This is a genomic window from Algibacter sp. 2305UL17-15 (assembly GCF_040720935.1).
Classification (GTDB): Bacteria; Bacteroidota; Bacteroidia; order Flavobacteriales; family Flavobacteriaceae; genus Jejuia.
This window is the reverse complement of sequence record NZ_JBFDAE010000004.1, coordinates 21,666-41,030: the sequence shown is the minus strand read 5'-3', so window position 1 is coordinate 41,030 and position 19,365 is coordinate 21,666. Positions and strand designations below refer to the sequence as shown.

Below are 19,365 nucleotides of genomic sequence, written 5' to 3'. Positions count from 1 at the left end.
GCCGGCTGGCAGGTTAAACCCTCAAAAATGAATAAACCGTTTCTATATACGATAAAAAACCACACCTCTTTATCAAAGATATACTGAGGTGTTTTTTATAAACTATACTTTAAAGCAATGATAAGGTTTCTTCCTGGAGCTGCAATTCCTGAAGAGTAAGGTTTGTAACGTTGGTCTGTAATGTTCTCCAAAGCAGCAGTAATCGTGGTAGAATTGCTGACTTTATATTGGGTTCTAATATTTAGGGTGTACCATGAAGGCGCATAAGGATTTCCGTTTTCATCGGCTGCATAGATATAGTCTTTTTCTATTTCTGAAGGTGCCAATTGATTAAAAGATAATTCGCCATTGTAATCTACAAAGGCATCAAAAGTGAATTTGTTGTTTGCCCAAACCAAATGCGCATTTCCAAAATTTGGAGCTACATGTCTTATAGGCACTTCTATATTATCATTTTCTTCCGTACCTCCAATAACACTATATTGTGATGTAAATTTTAAATTCTTAGCAAGTGCTATTTTTAAACCAACCTCAAAACCATAGATCCAAGCTTTTGATGCATTTTGTATCGCTTGAACGTTGCTTAATTCGCCATCATATAAAATTTCGCTATTACCATCAAGCATAAAATCCCTCCTTACCAAAGCATTATCCAAATAGGTATAATAGGTACTTAAATCTAATACGAATTTTTGGTTAAAATCCAGCTTTAACCCTAAGTCCCCGCCATATGCATACTCTGGTCTTAAATTTTCGTTGGGCACTACAACAGATCCTGGTTCAGAATCAAAAACCTTGCCTATATCATCTATATTTGGTGCTCTAAACGCGGATGATGCATTAAGTTTCCATTGCATGATTTGGTTTGTTGACCAAGTAAGACCGGCAGTTCCTGTTAAGGCACCTGCTTTATTCATTGCACTTTGAAAGGGCAAATTTAAATATTGGTTGTTTTCAGTAAAATCTGCTTTTGAAACTACATTATTAAAGCGCAACCCAGATTGAAAAACGAACTTTGCATTGGGCTTGTACTTTAAACTCAAATATACAGCTGCGGAAGACCAACTAGAACCATTAGGGTATCTTGAAACGGTATTTGAGAATATTCCAGTATTAACATCTTCAATTTGCCCCTGAGACATCACTTTATTAAATACATACTCAACCCCATAGAACAAACGGGTTTTAGCAGTTAATCGCTTTTCGAAATCTAAATTGAACGAGTATGCATCCAAAGCTTCTTCTCTAATTCTTCTGTCATCCGATTGAAAATCCCTATCAATTCTGCTTTCTTGAAAATTTTGATACGCCAATGTCGCTTTTATTTTGTCATATAAATTGGAACGACTACTTAATTTAGTAACCTGAAGATTGGACATAAACCATTTTTGCGGCCCATAATTCCATTCCGCAAAGCGCAAATTTTCATCCTGATAACGCACAAATCTATCATATCTTGGGATGTCTGAAGATGTTGAATAATGAATCCCCAAATCAAAATCTAAATTTTTATGAGGCTTATATTTCACCTTTTGCATGATGTTTAACTGATTGTATCCCGAAAATTTCTGAACCTTTGGATTTGGATTAGAAACTACAACATCGTTTCCTCCATTAGAAACAACAAACTCTGGTCTTAAATAATCATCAGGCCCATGAGAACCCATTCTTAAATCATTAAAATCGGTGTAACTAGCACTAGTTAAAAAAGCCCATTTTTTATACCCCAGATTAACATCAAAATGCATTGTTTTTTCGTCACTCGCAGAAGAGTATCTTGCCAAAGTATTGGCTTTAATTAAAAGTGTATCGCTATGCGACAACTTTGGTTCTTTTGTATAAAAACTCATCACACCACCAATAGCGTCACTACCGTATATTACAGAGCCAGAACCCAATGTAACTTCTGTGCTTTGAATGGAAAGTGGATCTACGGCTATAACATTATGTACATTGCCACCTCTAAACGTAGCATTATTCATTCTTACCCCATCAACCGTGATGAGCAATCTGTTGGTAGAAAACCCTCTGATCATTGGGCTTCCGCCACCCAATTGGCTTTTTTGAACATACACCAACCCCGTATTTTGCAACAAGTCTGCACTTGTCTGCGGATGCATCAAGTCAATTATTTGTGCATTACTGTTTAATATTTTCTGAGGAATATCACGTTTACTTTGCTCAAACTTAGAAGCAGAAATTACAATTTCACTTAAGCCTTGCGTATTGGCATCTAAAAAGACACTATGAGATGTTGGAATTTCAGATTTTAGTAATGATTTGGTAATATGGGATAAGTGCTGAAAATAAAGCGTATCGTTTGGGGCAAATTTGTCTAATAATGCGATACCTTTAAAATTGGTAATAACACTTTTAGTTTTTTTTGAATCAAAAATTGCTACACCATAAATAGGCTCTTCTGTGATGGTATTTAATACTTTTATTTCTTGAGCTTTCACTCCTATAGAGAGTAGCGAAAACACTAAAAGCAAATAGCTAAACTTCATTATTTTAATTAAAAACCTGATTAAAAACCTGTAGTGATCTGGGCGTTCTAAAACTGCCCAAATGTAGTTCAAAATAAAGCAAAATCATACTTAAGAACGTCTGTCTTTGACCTGCATTTATTTTTATAGTATTTAAGGCATCAAATGTTGTGCCTAAAAGATCTTTTAAAAGTATTAAATTTTCCCCTGAAATTGATTGCTTTCCTTTGCTTTTCATTTCAAAACAACCATCTTGTAAGTTGAAAAACTTGAAATCTATATGTTCAATATCTGGATAAAACCCTAAATATTTAGTAAGCTTTAATAAAAATAACAAATGAAAATTGGGGCATTCATCCTGATTATCAAACCATTGTAAGGTTGTTTCCAAATAACTATACAATGCTTCATTTTTCTCTTCTTCTTGAAGTGTAGTGGCTAATACTTCTGATAAGAACATAGCCACCGAACATTTTAAAATATGGGAATGCAAACTGCTATAAAGTCCATGAGGCTTTACTTCTTTTAAAGTATATAAAGAACGGTTTTGAGTGTAATTAAATACAATTTGTAGCTGTGATAATAATTGAAAATAAGCAGCTTTTGTATGCGATTTTTTTGATTTTAAAACCCCTCTTACCAGAAAACTTATAATGCCATATTCGAGAGTATAGCATTTAACAATTAAATCGTTGTCTCGATACCTTAAACTTGAAAGAACAATTGCTTTTGTTGTACAGAGCATTACCTTACTACCATTAGTTTAATGACTTTGGTTTCAAAACTATCCAAATCTGCAAGCATTATTAAATATACTCCAGATGCTACTACGTTGTTGGCAAAATTCTTTCCGTTCCAATAGGCTATTCCACCGTCAATTTCTAAATTAAATCCCTGATACCTTAAATTGGTTCTTGATTGGGCTTCGGCCACTAAATTACCTTCAATATCGGTTATTTTAATATTTACGTTTTCTGGAATATCCTTAATTTTAACTTTCTCTTCAACAATATCAAACTGAGGCCTAACGGGGTTTGGATAGGCATGGGATTTAGCAAAATCTGCTTGGGTAGCCGAACTCCCAGAAGAAAAAGACACTAAACCCTTTTGAGTAGCTATAAACACTTCTCCATTGGCTTCATCTATTGAAATATCGGTTATGATGTTAGATGGTAATGGCGAGTTCTCTTTTGTAAAATGAAAAATAGTTCTTTGTCCGTCTTGAGATAGATAGAAAAGCCCTGTCTCGAAAGTCCCAATCCATTTATTATTTGATCCATCAACTTCTATATCTGAAATATACTGTTGAAACAAGAGCTCTTTAGCTATACCATCCTCTTCAATTATGATCTCATCAGCTATAACATCATCCCTAAAAAAATTAGATGTATTGTACAACACCCTTAGCCCCTTTGCGGTGCCAATCCATAGTTGGTTTCTTTTATCTAAAGCGATTGATGTTATTGTTCTACCTGGTAAATTGGCCTCTTCGTCACTAATGTTTTTTAAGAGTTGGTTTCCGTTATTCGCATTAAAACCAATAACTCCTTTTGACCATGAGGCAATGAAAATAGTGTCATCTGGAGCTATTACAAAATTAAAAAAACCTACATTACCATTTAAAGGATTCCCTACTATTTCGCTAAAATCGTAATGGGCCCATTGCCCATTTGAAGGATTGTAAGATTTCAAGGGGCGTTGTATTCTGCTTGTAATAGTCCAGAGCAAACCATTCTCGTCAAAAGCTGAATGGCCTAACCTTACATCAATATAACTTGGATTTGTAGGAATTATTAAAGATTCTATTTCACTATTTGTAGTATCATATAAAACCGTAGGGATATCATCATTTACTTCCAATATGCCATTAAAAAAAGAACTTATAAAAACCTGACTGGTATTAAATGGATTAACAGAGATAGTATTTAAACATTTTGCTTCAAAAACAGCACTATATGGTGTGTTAACCCAACCTGTTTCCTTTAGCACACTAAAACCTCGACTATTTAAAGGATACGGATTTAATTCGTTATTATACTCGCCATAAGTAACCCATAAATTATTGTATTTTGCTTCAATAGAAAAAGGGATGTTTAACAAGGGCCCATCTGGACGGATTTCCTCAAAACTTGTGGCGTTTATCAAAGATGTTTTTAGAACACCAAAATCTTCTGTTCCTATAAAAATAAAATCTCCGTTTGAAGTAGCCGCTGTATATTTAGTGTTTAATTCAGCTGTAACATCAAACTGGCCACTCAAAGTAAAATCACTTGAATAAACGAATACATTGTTCTTGGTGGTTACCAATAAATTATTGTCTGAAGCCACCATTTTAAGAGGCACATCGCTATAGTGGAAACGTTCTGATAATGCATCATTATTTATCTCATAAATTCTCCTGTCGGTTCTTACGGTATATAATTTATCCTCAATAGTTTCAATAGCTGAATAATTACCCCCAACGATGGTTTCCCAATTCTTGTAATCAATTAAGTTAGTATTTGTAATTGGTGCTTTTCTAATTCCTGCGCCGTCCAAACATCCCGCATAAATAAACCCATTAAAAATTGTAGTTTGTTTTACCTCTATTTGGCTTCCAAGGTTGCCAATAAAATAGGTGTCTCCAAATTCCAACCTTTCTAAATCGAAAACAGAAATACCAAAATCGGTGGCTATATACACCAGATTTTCATGAGCATTAAAATGGTTTATTCGTTTATCGTTAGGCGGAATGGTAGGTTTATCCCGGATATCGACTATTGTTAAAACATCATCGTCATCATCTAAAACAACTTCCATCAATCCATTTTCATAACCTATTAACAGCAATCCGAAAGCATCACTATAGAAAATAGTAGATATTGCTTCTCCAGATAATCCATTTACCGTCGTTATTTTCTCTATCTCTTTGGTTTGAATATCATAGCTAAAAACGGCATTCTCGGCTGAGGCATAAATTTTTGTCTCGCTACTTACAATGTCTGTTATATTGTAATATGAAAAATACCCTTTCCATAAATTAGAAAAATCTTGGGCAAACTGCAACAAGGGCAAGGTATAGATGAATAGAATGATGGCTTTTTTTAACATAGCAAGTTTTTCTGCGTTCAAAGATATTTATTAGTAACGAATTATAGCATAAAATAATATACATATCCCTATTTAACTATAAAACAAAAAGCTTCCTGTAGAATAGGAAGCTTTTAAACTATTATATTTTGACGGTTTAATTAAAACACACCTTGCGCCAACATTGCATCGGCAACTTTTACAAAACCTGCAATGTTTGCTCCTTTTACATAATCTACATAACCATCTTCATCTTTTCCATAGGCTAAACATGATTTATGGATGTCAGACATAATATCTTTAAGTTTATTATCAACTTCCTCTCTTGACCATTTAAATCTCAAAGAGTTTTGAGTCATTTCTAGACCTGAAGTAGCTACACCACCTGCATTTGATGCTTTTCCTGGAGCAAATAATATTTTTGCTTTATGGAAAGCTGCAATAGCTTCTTTAGTTGAAGGCATATTGGCGCCCTCGCTAACACAAATACAACCATTATCTAATAGTATTTTAGCATCGTCTTCTTGAAGTTCGTTTTGGGTTGCACATGGTAAAGCCACATCACATTTAACTTCCCAAGGTGTTTTTCCTTTTACAAATTTTGCTTTTGGATACGGCTTTAAATAGTCACTTATTCTGCCTCGTTTTACATTTTTAAGTTCCATAACGAAAGCTAATTTTTCTTCATCTATACCTTCTTCATCATAAATATAACCTGAAGAATCTGAAAGTGTCAGCACTTTTCCACCTAACTGCAATACCTTTTCTGAAGCATATTGCGCTACATTTCCTGATCCAGACACAACTACATTTTTCCCTTCTATACTATCCGCTTTAGTTTCAAGCATTTTTTGCGCAAAATATACAGTACCATATCCCGTTGCTTCTGGCCTAATTAAAGAGCCTCCCCAAGACATGCCTTTACCGGTTAAAACTCCAGTAAATTCATTTCTTAATTTTTTGTACATACCAAATAAGAAACCTATTTCTCTCGCTCCAACACCTATATCTCCAGCAGGAACATCGGTATTTGCTCCAATGTGTCGAAATAATTCGCTCATAAACGCATGACAAAAACGCATAATTTCATTGTCACTTTTTCCTTTAGGATCGAAATCACTTCCGCCTTTTCCCCCACCCATTGGCAGGGTGGTTAAACTATTTTTAAATACTTGTTCAAATGCCAAGAATTTTAAAATACTGGCATTTACCGTAGGATGAAAACGTAAACCGCCTTTGTAAGGGCCAATAGCGGAGTTCATTTGAATTCTATACCCTCTGTTAACTTGAATTTCGCCACTATCATCAACCCAACATACCCGAAAAGAAATTAACCGTTCTGGCTCAACCATTCTAAGCAGTATATTTTTACCATAGTAAATGTCATGTTCAACAATGTAAGGAATAACGGTTTCCGCTACCTCTTCTACCGCTTGTAGAAATTCTGGTTCGTGAGCATTACGCTCTTTTACCAAATCTAAAAATTCTGAAATAATTTTTTCCATGAATTAACAAATGTTTAAATTTTAATGAATATACAATTTTAAGACACAAAGATACGTTATCTTTAAAAAAAACACTATTTTTTTTATAATTTCGCAATTACCCCTAAAAGCCCTATGCAGTTTGTCAGAAATATTTGGTGGTTCATCGGGTTTTTATATATTTGTTCTGTTAACGCCTCGAAAAAAAATATTTATGACGCTTGACTTTAAATGTTTAGCTCTTATTCTATGCTTGTTTGCTATTGGGCAAACATCCTATTCTCAATTAGGCTTCTCTCACGAAATTGGCGTTATTGCAGGCCCTGTTCAATTTAGATCAGACTTTGGAAATCGTTCGGATGAAGAGACTAACTTTGGTAATTCCGGTATTGGCATTGGTATCGTGCATTATATAAATTTTGCCTATCGTGCAGATTGTAACTGCTACTCCACAGACACTTACTTTAACGATCATTTTAAATTAAGAAACGAAATTTCTTGGAATAAAACAAAACTTGAGCATCTTGGTAAATGGGTGGATCCTAGCAGAACAACTCCCGAAGCCAATCAATTGCGAGGTCATACTGGTGTAGCAAAAAATCTGGATATAGGAACGCAACTTGAATTTTTCCCATTAAGTATTAGATCCTTTCAATCCTATGGTTATAGATTTGCTCCGTTTGCGAGTTTAGGGGTTCATTACACAAGTTTTACTCCAGAAGTAACTACTACATATGCTAATCCAGACCCATCCGCCGTTGGAGATGTTACAGACCCGAGCAACTTTTACTCCTTTTGGGCTCCGGGATCAGTTGATGCTTCTCCAGGTAGCACATGGTCTATGGTAACCAGCGTTGGTGTTCGTTATAAAGTTGGAAAATTATCTGATATTATGCTAGATTTAAGATGGCAGTATTATTTTGATGATTGGGTTGACGGTCTAAATCATGATTTAGTGTACAACAAGAATAACGATTGGTTGCTATGGCTTAATGTTGGGTACATCTACTATCTTGACTAATTTTCTTTTTAATTTATACATCTAGTGCATAGAGAGATTCTTTTATGTCTTCTGATTGTTCTCGGTTTTAACTCATGTAAAAACGAGCAAGTAATCACGTTTTCTGAAGTAGAAAAAACTACTGATACCAATACTATAGTTGAAATTAATGTACCTGAAGCATCTGGTAACCTATTAATTTCGAATACAATAAATAGCGAAATTGAAAGCTATATCTGTAAGCTGCTTTCACAAAACGATGAAGCCTCTATTTCAACTTTAGACGCTCAAATTGATGCTTTTAATCGATCCTATAAAGATTTTACAACTGATTTTCCAAATAGTAGCCAACAATGGGAAGCACAAATAGACGGGGAAGTTATCTATAAATCTTCAGAAATTATAAGTATTGCCTTAACTGCGTATATTAATACAGGAGGCGCCCACGGCTCAACTACTATTTCTTTTTTGAATTTTGAAAGTGCAACTGGCAATTTAATTCCCAATACCAAATTATTCAATACTATTGAAGCTTTTAAAAATGTTGCACAACCCTATTTTAAAGAAGCTACCCGAGATAAAAGCCTACTTTTAGAATCCAAAACTTTTGAATTACCTGCTAATATCGGTTACAGCGACGAAGGGATTATTTTACTCTATAACGTTTTTGAAATTGCACCTTATTCAGAAGGAATAATAGAATTTACCATTCCATATAGCGAGGTAAATGATTATTTAATTTTTAACGGCCTTTAAAAGTGCCAATACGTAACCATAATGAAGCCCTTCGTGTATGGCGACGAACTGTAATGCCTCATCTATGTTTGTTAAAGTATTTCCCGTAGTAGAAACGGTATATGCGTTATACGTTTCAAAAACATCATCGTAATAATCTTCTTTTGTCTTTTCAATTGTAGAAGTCAACAATGCTTTAATTTCATCGACCTCAGCTTGAGTTACCTCGCCTTTGGGTTTACTATCTTTTCTATAGTTGTTAATCATTTCATCTGAAAGTATTGTGTCTAAACCTGATAACTTATAAGCCAACAACTGCTCTGAAACCAACACATGGCCAATATTCCAAATGATATTATTATTAAAGCCTTTTGGGATTTTATTTAAGTCTTTCAACGAATTCTTTTCGATGATTCTTTTAAAAATATTGCGTGTATTGTTTAAAACTTGAAATGTAAAATCCATGATTATCTATATTTTCGATAAATATAGTATTTATGATATAATTGCTTTTATTTTTGTTGGGAAGAATATTTAGATTTCCTGCTGATAGTTGTTATCTGGATTCAAGGAAATGACAATTATAATTAATTATGAAAAAAGTATATTATTTAAAAACCTGCAGTACATGTACTCGAATTTTAAAAGAACTGAATTTACCGTCTGATTTTGTGTTACAGGACATCAAATCTGAAGCAATTACAGTAAAACAAGTTGAAGAGATGAAAGCCCTCTCAGGAAGCTACGAAGCCCTTTTTAGCAAACGCTCTAAACTTTACAAGGAAATGGATTTAAAGAATCAGGACTTAAGCGAAAAAGACTTTAAACATTACATTTTAGAGCATTATACGTTTTTGAGCAGACCTGTTATTATTATTGATGATAAGATATATGTGGGGAATTCTAAGAAGAATGTTGAGGCGGTTAAAGCTTTTATTAATTTTTAAGCTAAAAATCTGAGTTTAATGTAAGGACAAACATAATCTAATTTAAATCATTAACTTATGTTGTAATGTCAGGTTGAGCGCAGTCGTAACCCAAAGAATTTATAGATTTCAAAAACCTTTCGACTGCGCTCAAGGTGACAACCATCTATTTTGTTGATTTTTATCCTAAAAATGGAGTTTTTTATATAGAACTCAGGTTAAAAATAGTTGACTTGTTGATATTACAACTTTGCAGGTTAGTTTTTAAAATTATTCTGTATTATATCGAATAAATAAACTTAAAAAATCCATTTATTGTTTTGTAACCATTTTAGCACTATTTTTATTCGAATTTTGAAATGAAAACAACTCATTTAATGAAAACAAAACTACTGGTTCTTATTACATTTTCAATTCTTATTAATGTTAATGCTCAAATTAAATTCCTAGGTCATATTGTAATGGAAAATGTCAATTCCATGCCATACACAACATATATAGAGAACGTTGATATGGATGGAGATGGAGATTTAGACCTGATATCTATTGGGAATTATGGTATCAAATGGTTTGAAAATACCGACGGTACTAATTCAAATCTCATTTCGCACCAAATTTCAGATTTAAGTGGCATTTACATAAACGCGAAAGATTTTGACAAAGATGGTGATATGGATATAATTTTCCATAACACAGGAAGACCATTCTATATTGAAAACATTGATGGAAATAATGATTTTGCAGAACCCGTGAATTTAACAAGTACTATCGTTGGTATTGATAAAATATATTCAATTTCTATTGAGGATTTAGATAAGGATGAGGATTTAGATATAATCATTTCATACAGGACGGAGGCTTCATTCACTAGTCTTGGTTGGCTTGAAAACATTGATGGACAAGGCACATTTACGGTGAATGAATTTGCAAAATATTCGAATTCTACGTCAATGACCACTGCTGATATTGATGGTGACAATGATATTGATATTATTACATTTAACTACCGAAATCAGGAAATTGAATGGTTTGTAAACGATGGCGAACAAAATTTCATTAAACAAACTATTATTTCTGCTAGTGTTAATAACAATGGCCCTATTCTTTTAAAGGATATTGATAATGACAATGATTTAGATTTAATAATTTCTGAGGTACCGAGCTATTCAGTTGATTCAGTCAAACTAAGAATTTTAAAAAATGATGGATTAGGTAATTTCAGTGAATATTATACAGTTAATACAGACGTAAAAGATATTTCAAGGCTACATGCAAACGATATGGATGCTGATGGAGATATAGACATCGCTTTTTCTTCACGTAAAAACAATACAGTCGCTTGGTTTCAAAATTTGGACGGATTAGGCACTCTCGGAAATTATAAGATACTTAATGATAACGCTAAGGGTGCTGGATGTGTTATTTCGTATGATTATGATTCAGATGGAGATATAGATATTCTTTCAGCTTCTCAAACCGACCACAAAATTGCTTTATATGAAAATCTAGATAGCTTCGGTAATTTCTCTGAAGAACAAACTTTAACTACTAGCATAAATAATCCTCAAAAAGTTTTGTCCATAGATTTAGATGGAGATGACGATTTAGATGTCATAGCATCTGATATTAATAACACTTTAACTTGGTATGAAAACCTTGATGGCAAAGGCACATTTGGATCCCAAACAACAATTGGCTCAGGTATTACTTCAATAATTAATTTTGCCGCAAAAGATTTTGATAATGATGGTGATATAGATATTGTAACTGGAGACACTAATAGTGATTCAAGCCCCTTAATGTGGTTTGAAAACCTTGATGGACAAGGCAAATTTAGTTTACCTAAAAGCATTGGAGGCACAAGTTTTTTAAAGGAAATTAAAGCAGGAGATATAGATAATGATGGCGACAACGATTTTATATACAACATAGGTTGGTCCAGAGAACACATATCATGGCGTGAGAATGTTGATGGTAAGGGTGACTTTTCAGAATACCACATTATCGAAACAACTGTAGGAAATGGTGGAAAGATAGTACTGGAAGATATTAATAATGACCAAAAAATTGATGTTGTACTACAAAGCAGAGGTAATATTGCTTGGTATATTAATGATGGGGCTGGAAATTTTACTGAAAACATTATCTCGTCTGCATTCTACCGAGGCTTTTCATTTAGTGTAGATGATATTGACAAAGACGGCGATTTTGATATTGTATCTATATATCAATCAGGTTATTATGGAAATAATCACATTGGGTGGTATGAAAACTTAGATGGATTGGGGAATTTTGGGGATATTCAAATTATAGATAACAACACCCTTAGTGTTATGGAAATTTATACTGAAGATTTAAATAATGATGGCTTTGTAGATATAATATCAAGAAGTTTAGGTGGTAAAATTTTTTGGTACGAACATACAGATGGGCTTGGTGTATTCACTACTAAAAAAATAATTATTGAAAGAGATTCTTATATTAACTCAATTGATTTAGGCGACATAAATGCTGACGGAAAAACAGATATTTTATCAACTTATTCCTTAGACCCTTACGGACATGAGTATGAGGATGATAAAATTTTATGGTATAAAAACTTAGGGTTAGGTTCAAATAAAATTAATGGCATAGTAAAATTGGATGCATCATCAAATGGTTGTGAAAATTTTGGTCAGCCATTGTCAAATGTTATGGTTATAGCTGACAGTAATACAGAAACTTTAGGAACCTTTACTCTAAGCAATGGATATTATCAATTATTTCCAGATATAGGAACATATACTACAAGAGTTGCATCTAGCTTAAATAACTACTACAGTACAAATCCAAATTCTTACGATCATATCTTTACAGAAATAAACACTACTGAAATTGCAAGTTTTTGTGCAACGCCATTGAACTCAATAGATGATATATCAATAAGTATTTTTCCAATAAGCGAAGCAAGACCAGGTTTTGAAGTCACTTATCAAATAGTTTATAAAAATACAGGCACAACTGTTTTAAGCGGTAACATCGTTTACAAATTTGAAGGAAGTAAATTAAACTTTTTAAACTCAACTCAGCCTCCTTCTGAGGAAACTACAGATTCATTACTATTTGATTTTACTAATCTACAGCCCTTTGAAACCAAAACTATTAATTTAACTTTCAATCTATTGCCTCCACCAACATCAAATATTAATGATGTTTTAATCCATTTGGTAACTATAAATCCTAATTCAGGAGAACAACAAACTTTTGCCTTCAATCAACTTGTCATTGGTTCTTATGACCCTAATGATATTCAAGTTTTAGAAGGAAAACAAATACTCTATGAGCACACAGACAAATACCTTCACTACATTATAAGATTCCAAAATACTGGAACCGCTAGCGCAATTAATGTACAGATTGAAAATGAATTGGATAGTAAATTGGATTGGACCACAATGGAATTGGAGAGTTTAAGTCATAATGGATATGTAAAAATTAGCAACGGTAATCATGTTAGCTTTGCGTTCGATAATATTTTCTTACCAGACAGCACTAAAAACGAGCCAAACTCTCATGGCTATATTACCTATAAAATAAAACCAAAAAAAGGGATTGCTATTGGAGATATTATTTTGAACAAGGCCGATATTTTCTTTGACTTTAATCCAGCAATCACTACCAATACCGTAAACACAAAAATTATTGTTGAAGATGATGATATAGACGATGACAATGATGGTATTCTAGATAACTTAGATGAATGTTCTAACACGCCTTTAAATACTCTAGTAGATATAAAAGGGTGCATCTTATTTCCAGAAAACAATTTAGTGATTGAAACTATTAGCGAAACATGTCCAGATAAAGACAATGCCAAAATAATTATAACGGCAATTGAAACGTATGATTATGTTGCAACCCTAAACGGATTAGACTATAATTTTACATCAGATTTAACTATAGACAATTTATTTCCAGGTAATTATGAATTATGTATATCTGTCCCATCAGAATCTTACGAACAGTGCTACACAATTGCTTTGGCAGAAGGAACTACCATATCTGGTAAATCATCTTCTACAAAATCGGGAAAAGTATCTGTCAATATTGAGAAAGGAACTGCTCCCTATAGTATTTCTATTAATGGACATGTTGTTTTACAAACCGAATTATCTTTATTTTCAGTCAATGCTTCGCACGGAGATTTTGTAGAAGTAGGAACCAGCAAATCTTGTGAAGGTAAATTATCAAAAACTATTGAATTATCTAGTGTAATATCGGCATCTCCAAATCCTACTTATGGAACGGTTGAAATCAATTTACCAGTTTCACAGAAAGAAGTAACAATAGATTTATATACCATACATTCTCAATTAATATCGACACGTAGTTACCCTATTGAAAATGGTAAGGTAAAGATGAATCTAAAAGACAAACCAAATGGGGTATATTTTGTTAAAGTATATATTGCAGAACCTCTATCCTTAAAAATTGTAAAACAATAGGTATGAAAGCGAATTTGAAAATTGTTTTAATTAGTTTATTATTATCAGCATGTAGTGGAGGTGAATCAGGAGATGACACTCCGCCTGTTTCTAAAAATAATATACCTACAACACCTATATTAGTTTATCCAACTAATAATTTGTTGTGTATTGATAACACCTTGGAATTTGAATGGAATACCTGATCAGATAGTGATGGAGACGCTATTACCTATAAAATAGAAATAGCATCAGATAATCAATTTTCATCAATTGCATTTTCAACAAATAGCACTTTAACTAAGCACATATTTACATTAGAAAAAGGATTAGCTTACTATTGGCGTGTAAAAGCAACAGACAGTAAAAATGAATCAAGTGTCTATTCTTTTATATTTAGTTTATATACTGAAGGGGTAGGAGTTTCAAACCATTTACCTTTTTCGCCAGAATTAGTAAAACCTTCGAATAATAGCGTTGAAGCACAAGGAACAACAATATTGGAATGGAAAGGGAACGATACAGATGGAGACCCACTTACCTTTGATGTTTATTTTGATGAAAACAATCCTCCAACAACATTAGTTTCAGAGAATCAAAGTGAAAGCACTTATAGTGTAAACACCATGTCTTCATCAACATATTATTGGAAAATTGTAGTTAAAGATGATAAAGGAGCTGTGTCTATTGGACAAGTTTGGGTTTTTTCTAGAAACTAAACCTCTTTTGCGTTACTTTAAACATTACATTTTAGAGCATTATACGTTTTTGAGCAGACCTGTTATTATTATTGATGATAAGATATATGTGGGGAATTCCAAGAAGAATGTTGAGGCGGTTAAGGACCAATTATCATAAAAAATAAAAACCGACAATATCATGTCTGGCTTTCTTTGCTGGTTGTCTTTAATTTTGATGAAAAAAAAATCAAAAATAGTTTTCTAATGATTTTATATTTACATCTGCGTATTTTAACAAACTGTTTTTAATGCTAAAGATTCAATACCTGTGAATTTCGCTAACCCATGGGAATTGGCATAATCATTGCGTTAAATAATACAGGAAATATTTCTTGTTTTTAACGGAAATATTTCCTATAATTGAAATATATAAACATAATAACATTATGAATGTAACTGTAAATAATCCTCAAAAATCTACTTCACGTACTACAAAAACTGCTGCTTCCCGTAAAAAAAAAGCCTATAAAAGCAAAAAGCAAAATATTCCAGTAAGAATTACTGACAATGAATTATTGAATTATATTGAGAATAATAAGATCAGCTATGATTACATTGAGAGATTCAAAAAAATATCTCATATCACTGACTCAATTATGTCAGATATCTTAAATCTAACAGAAAGAACAGTTAGAAATTACAGACAATCTTCTGAAAAAAAAGAGCTAAGCAATACATTAAGAGAAAAATTAGTCCTATTAATTTCATTATACAAACATGGAGCAATAGTTTTTGGTACTACCGAAAATTTCAATACATGGTTAGATACTGAAAATTTCATTTTAGATAAAAAAGCGCCACGAGAATTCCTGAAAACCGTAACTGGAATTAGATTTATTGAAGATAGGTTAACAGGAATGGAATATGGAGATAATGCTTAGTCTATGGAAGTGTTCAGAATATCGGCAGAAACCTACGCTACAAAATTAACTTCTTCCGGTAGTGCAAATCGATGGAATTTTGATAGTCAAGAGGTTCTTTACACTGGCTCTTCAAGATCATTGGCTTCTCTGGAACTGATCGTACATAAAAACTCAATCAAACCTGGAATTAGATATATGGTTATGATTATAAGCTTAGCAGATTATGACCATTTAATCAGAACAATAAGCTTAGAAGAATTACCTCCAAATTGGAGAACTTTTGACGCATATTCAGATTTGCAAAAAATAGGGTCTGATTGGTACTCTACACAAGAAACGCTGATTTTAAAAGTGCCTTCTGCTATTATTCCCCTAGAATACAATTATATTATCAATACTCAGCATCCTGATTTTGGTAGTCATATAAAACTTGTTAGAACAGAAAAATATTTTTGGGATGATAGATTAAAATAAAATCAGAATTCTAGGTTATACCATCTCTCATTTAAAATAACCGTAATAAAACGCCCTTTTTGGGATAGTGTGCAACACTATTTAGGATTTTAGATAAGTTATATTTCAATTCCGTTATGGGACGATTTATAGAAAAAAGCAGGATGTTTAACAGGTGGCGGACACTCATTTCAATTCCGTTATGGGACGATTTATAGGAAGTTGTTAAATATTTCACACAGATAGGTTTCTCAATTTCAATTCCGTTATGGGACGATTTATAGGGATCCTCAACGTCGATAATGCTTTTTAAAAACGGATTTCAATTCCGTTATGGGACGATTTATAGTTTAAGCTTAGAAGCCTTAGATGATGTAAGCTATGTATTTCAATTCCGTTATGGGACGATTTATAGGAAGTTGTTAAATATTTCACACAGATAGGTTTCTCAATTTCAATTCCGTTATGGGACGATTTATAGTTATCATGCTCAATCACAGCATCAACGGCATACTTAATTTCAATTCCGTTATGGGACGATTTATAGACACACAGCATAAACTGTCTATTCCCTGTAAATCTAATTTCAATTCCGTTATGGGACGATTTATAGGGTACACGATTCGTCGTTGGAATTCTTCACAAGCCAATTTCAATTCCGTTATGGGACGATTTATAGCGTAGCCGAAATTATCTTTGACCATTCCGTGAATGCATTTCAATTCCGTTATGGGACGATTTATAGTAATGTGCTGCTGCCTTGTCTCGCTCTTCAAAACTTAATTTCAATTCCGTTATGGGACGATTTATAGGTTAAAGGAATGTTTAACAAAAACTAAATTTAACCAATTTCAATTCCGTTATGGGACGATTTAAAGATTAAATATTAAAGGCTACTCTATCAATTCCTACTTATTTCAATTCCGTTATGGGACGATTTAAAGTTTTATTTTTTAAGTTTCTTAATTAATTTCGGTGCGATTTCAATTCCGTTATGGGACGATTTAAAGTTACTTATATAATTTCCCTTTATCTGTTAGAAATTGATTTCAATTCCGTTATGGGACGATTTAAAGTGTTTTTAAAGCATCTGCCAGCAATTGCTGCGTTAAATTTCAATTCCGTTATGGGACGATTTATAGCCGTTATTTTCGAAAAAATAAAAGCCTGATAATGAGTTTTTTAACTTTATCAAAGATATAAAAGTTTCCTTAAAAAATCGTCGATAGCTAATAATAAGATTTTCTATTAGGTTCGACTACTTTTTAAAGCACTCGTTTTTAAACATTTAAAATATGATATGTCAAAGAACTTTAATCCAAAGAGCTGTTTTTATTACTTCGACGCTTACAGCAGATTATCTAAATCGTTTTTTTCTTTTCCGATAACCTGCTTTTCCAACCAACTTTCTTGTCTGTTTTTAAATATAATCAAACTATCGGTTTCTTCATCCATAATCAGTTTTGCGTGTGCTAAAAATTCCTTTAACTTCACTTCGGTAATGGCGCCTTCAAATACGCTATTTTGAATCCAATTGAGATATCGCCGGCATAACTTCAGCATTTTGCCAACCCGTTTTGTGTTCATATCATAAACTAAAATTACATACATCTACCACCAAGTTTTAAAAGGTTTATAATCCTGAATATCCATAACGTGTTTAACCAATTTGTAACATTCCAATCGGATCAATCGTTTATAGCTTATGCTCTGGTCCAGTATTCTATGTTTAATGGTTTCGTTCAGCTTTTCATCCCAAGCTCGCATCACTATTTTCCGCCCAGACTCTTTTAGCAAGCAACTGTTTACTGTATTATCAAAATGTTCTGACTGAATCATCTTTTTGTTCATCAATGAAAAAATAAGGCGGTCTGCCAATAATGGCTTAAAAACTTCGGCTAAATCCAATGCCAAGGAATACCGTCTAAACCCCGGTTCATGCAAAAAACTAATCGTCGGGTTTAGCTGTGTATGGTATATTTGGTCCAGACATGCCGTATAACATATCATATTCACAAAAGATATCATAGCGTTTACCTCATTATTGGGTGGTTGTTTTGTGCGATTGTTCATTTCAAAATCCTTGATAATTTCACTAAACGCACTATAATAAACGATTCTAATATTTCCCTCAATCCCCATGAGCTCGTCAATAGCTTTCGTATTTGCTATAGACAGCACCAAGGTTTCTATTTTCGTTATTTGAACTGCTGTATCTTTTCCTCTTTTTGAGTAATACTTTAAATTTTTCAACATGTTGTATGCCGCGCCCTGTATAAACTGTTGTGCTATTGCCAATCGCTTTTTATGTGAGCTGTAATGTGCTACTTGATTTACTATTACTTTGCCACTAAGCAAATAATCCTTGGGCATAAAACTACCGGTATAATGCTCATAATAATCAAAAAAATGAACGCCTATGTGGTGTTTTCCCAAGAAATTGTACAAAGCGCTGTTGGCATCCAAACTACCAAAACAAAAAAGATTCTTAACGCCTTCCACGGGCAAATATTTAGGTCTGCCCTCTACACCTTCTTCGTTTACGGGTACAAATTTCAGCGTGTTTTCTTTGCGTGACAATCTGCCCGGATTAAATAAATAATAGGATTTCTTCATGGTTCGTCAATATAACAGAGTTGATAGTAGGAACATTTTTTACAGATTTTTGAATTTATGGTTTCGGGGCATTTTTTTTGATGAATGAGTTTATGGACACCATGAATGGTTTCTTCCAAAAAGGCAACATCGGTTCGAGATAATAATACCTCGGTAGTTTTTCTGAGTTTTGGGTATTCAATACGCCCCGTTACACCATCGATGCCATTGCGTTCAAAGAGCCAGATATAAAACTTCACTTGCAAGGTATGCGCTTGTTCTATGGATTTACCTCTTTTTGTTTCATGGATCATTTTATGTTTATGATCGTAAAAATCCACTTTGCCATGAAGTGTTAAGCCGTCCCATTTTGCAGTAAGTTCCATTTCACTATGTTTTTCAGCGCGTTGCGAATAACTGGTTTCGTGCAAGAGTTTCCCATCGTAAACCGTGTTGGAGGTGTGCTCCATTTGAATCGCATGGGCGAACAACCATAGTTTTCTGTGGCAGATGGTGTAATAATTAATATGCGTAGCTATAATATCCATAGT

At 33.2% G+C, this 19,365-nt stretch carries 17 protein-coding genes and 1 CRISPR repeat array; of the genes, 9 read left to right on the top strand and 8 right to left on the bottom strand.

Annotated features, from left to right (window positions below; genetic code table 11):
- Nucleotides 1-95 precede the first annotated feature (95 nt).
- The 4 genes from ABXQ82_RS05370 to gdhA all read right to left on the bottom strand — a co-directional run bounded on the left by ABXQ82_RS05370 (nucleotide 96) and on the right by gdhA (nucleotide 7,060).
- Nucleotides 96-2,507 carry a TonB-dependent receptor gene (locus ABXQ82_RS05370; protein ID WP_367055999.1) on the bottom strand — a complete coding sequence of 804 codons (2,412 nt, stop codon included), beginning with the start codon at nucleotides 2,505-2,507 and terminating at the stop codon, nucleotides 96-98.
- A gap of 4 nt (nucleotides 2,508-2,511) precedes the next feature.
- Nucleotides 2,512-3,231 (bottom strand): DNA repair protein RecO, encoded by a 720-nt coding sequence (gene recO, locus ABXQ82_RS05365; RefSeq protein WP_367055996.1) that lies wholly within the window; start codon nucleotides 3,229-3,231, stop codon nucleotides 2,512-2,514.
- Nucleotides 3,231-5,597, bottom strand: a complete 2,367-nt coding sequence (locus tag ABXQ82_RS05360) for a two-component regulator propeller domain-containing protein (RefSeq protein WP_367055993.1) — start codon at nucleotides 5,595-5,597, stop codon at nucleotides 3,231-3,233. Before ABXQ82_RS05360 ends, recO begins: the two co-directional genes overlap by 1 nt.
- Nucleotides 5,598-5,716: 119 nt before the next feature.
- On the bottom strand, nucleotides 5,717-7,060 hold the full coding sequence (gdhA, locus tag ABXQ82_RS05355) for an NADP-specific glutamate dehydrogenase (protein ID WP_367055990.1): 1,344 nt from the start codon (nucleotides 7,058-7,060) through the stop codon (nucleotides 5,717-5,719).
- Between the two features lie 193 nt (nucleotides 7,061-7,253).
- Between gdhA and ABXQ82_RS05350 the strand changes: the two genes are divergently transcribed.
- Both ABXQ82_RS05350 and ABXQ82_RS05345 read left to right on the top strand, forming a co-directional pair.
- A complete protein-coding gene (locus ABXQ82_RS05350) occupies nucleotides 7,254-8,060 on the top strand; it encodes a glutamate dehydrogenase (protein ID WP_367055987.1) in 807 nt (268 codons plus the stop codon).
- Between the two features lie 24 nt (nucleotides 8,061-8,084).
- Complete coding sequence (locus ABXQ82_RS05345; protein ID WP_367055984.1) at nucleotides 8,085-8,795, top strand: DUF4163 domain-containing protein; 711 nt, start codon at nucleotides 8,085-8,087, stop codon at nucleotides 8,793-8,795.
- On the opposite strand, the gene ABXQ82_RS05340 is transcribed toward ABXQ82_RS05345, so the two are convergent.
- Complete coding sequence (locus ABXQ82_RS05340) at nucleotides 8,775-9,239, bottom strand: DinB family protein (RefSeq protein WP_367055981.1); 465 nt, start codon at nucleotides 9,237-9,239, stop codon at nucleotides 8,775-8,777. The genes ABXQ82_RS05345 and ABXQ82_RS05340 overlap by 21 nt on opposite strands.
- Nucleotides 9,240-9,367: 128 nt before the next feature.
- Here ABXQ82_RS05340 and ABXQ82_RS05335 point away from each other — a divergent pair, with 128 nt between their 5' ends.
- The 7 genes from ABXQ82_RS05335 to ABXQ82_RS05305 all read left to right on the top strand — a co-directional run bounded on the left by ABXQ82_RS05335 (nucleotide 9,368) and on the right by ABXQ82_RS05305 (nucleotide 16,240).
- Nucleotides 9,368-9,721 carry an ArsC/Spx/MgsR family protein gene (locus ABXQ82_RS05335; protein ID WP_367055979.1) on the top strand — a complete coding sequence of 118 codons (354 nt, stop codon included), beginning with the start codon at nucleotides 9,368-9,370 and terminating at the stop codon, nucleotides 9,719-9,721.
- Nucleotides 9,722-10,077: 356 nt separating this feature from the next.
- Nucleotides 10,078-14,184, top strand: a complete 4,107-nt coding sequence (locus ABXQ82_RS05330; RefSeq protein WP_367055976.1) for an FG-GAP-like repeat-containing protein — start codon at nucleotides 10,078-10,080, stop codon at nucleotides 14,182-14,184.
- Nucleotides 14,185-14,186: 2 nt separating this feature from the next.
- The gene (locus ABXQ82_RS05325) at nucleotides 14,187-14,369 is read left to right on the top strand and encodes a hypothetical protein (RefSeq protein ID WP_367055973.1); all 183 of its coding nucleotides are present in this window, start codon (nucleotides 14,187-14,189) and stop codon (nucleotides 14,367-14,369) included.
- Between the two features lie 294 nt (nucleotides 14,370-14,663).
- Entirely contained in the window at nucleotides 14,664-14,882 is a 219-nt protein-coding gene (locus ABXQ82_RS05320; protein ID WP_367055970.1) for a hypothetical protein, read from the top strand.
- 7 nt (nucleotides 14,883-14,889) lie between these two features.
- Nucleotides 14,890-15,021, top strand: a complete 132-nt coding sequence (locus ABXQ82_RS05315) for a hypothetical protein (RefSeq protein WP_367056674.1) — start codon at nucleotides 14,890-14,892, stop codon at nucleotides 15,019-15,021.
- 268 nt (nucleotides 15,022-15,289) lie between these two features.
- On the top strand, nucleotides 15,290-15,784 hold the full coding sequence (locus tag ABXQ82_RS05310; protein WP_367055967.1) for an antitoxin Xre/MbcA/ParS toxin-binding domain-containing protein: 495 nt from the start codon (nucleotides 15,290-15,292) through the stop codon (nucleotides 15,782-15,784).
- Nucleotides 15,785-15,787: 3 nt separating this feature from the next.
- Nucleotides 15,788-16,240 (top strand): RES family NAD+ phosphorylase, encoded by a 453-nt coding sequence (locus tag ABXQ82_RS05305; protein WP_367055964.1) that lies wholly within the window; start codon nucleotides 15,788-15,790, stop codon nucleotides 16,238-16,240.
- A gap of 102 nt (nucleotides 16,241-16,342) precedes the next feature.
- A CRISPR array of direct repeats spans nucleotides 16,343-17,361; the repeat unit is 30 nt; unit sequence ATTTCAATTCCGTTATGGGACGATTTATAG.
- Between the two features lie 205 nt (nucleotides 17,362-17,566).
- On the opposite strand, the gene cas2 is transcribed toward ABXQ82_RS05305, so the two are convergent.
- From cas2 to cas4, 3 genes are read right to left on the bottom strand one after another with little or no spacing between them, the layout of a single operon-like run.
- Nucleotides 17,567-17,830: a CRISPR-associated endonuclease Cas2 gene (gene cas2 / locus ABXQ82_RS05300; RefSeq protein ID WP_367055961.1), complete on the bottom strand. Its 264-nt coding sequence runs from the start codon at nucleotides 17,828-17,830 to the stop codon at nucleotides 17,567-17,569.
- Nucleotides 17,831-18,835: a type I-B CRISPR-associated endonuclease Cas1b gene (gene cas1b / locus ABXQ82_RS05295; RefSeq protein ID WP_367055958.1), complete on the bottom strand. Its 1,005-nt coding sequence runs from the start codon at nucleotides 18,833-18,835 to the stop codon at nucleotides 17,831-17,833.
- Nucleotides 18,832-19,362, bottom strand: coding sequence for a CRISPR-associated protein Cas4 (cas4, locus tag ABXQ82_RS05290; RefSeq protein WP_367055955.1), 531 nt, complete (start codon nucleotides 19,360-19,362; stop codon nucleotides 18,832-18,834). The genes cas1b and cas4 overlap by 4 nt, the downstream gene beginning before the upstream one ends.
- Nucleotides 19,363-19,365: the final 3 nt, after the last annotated feature.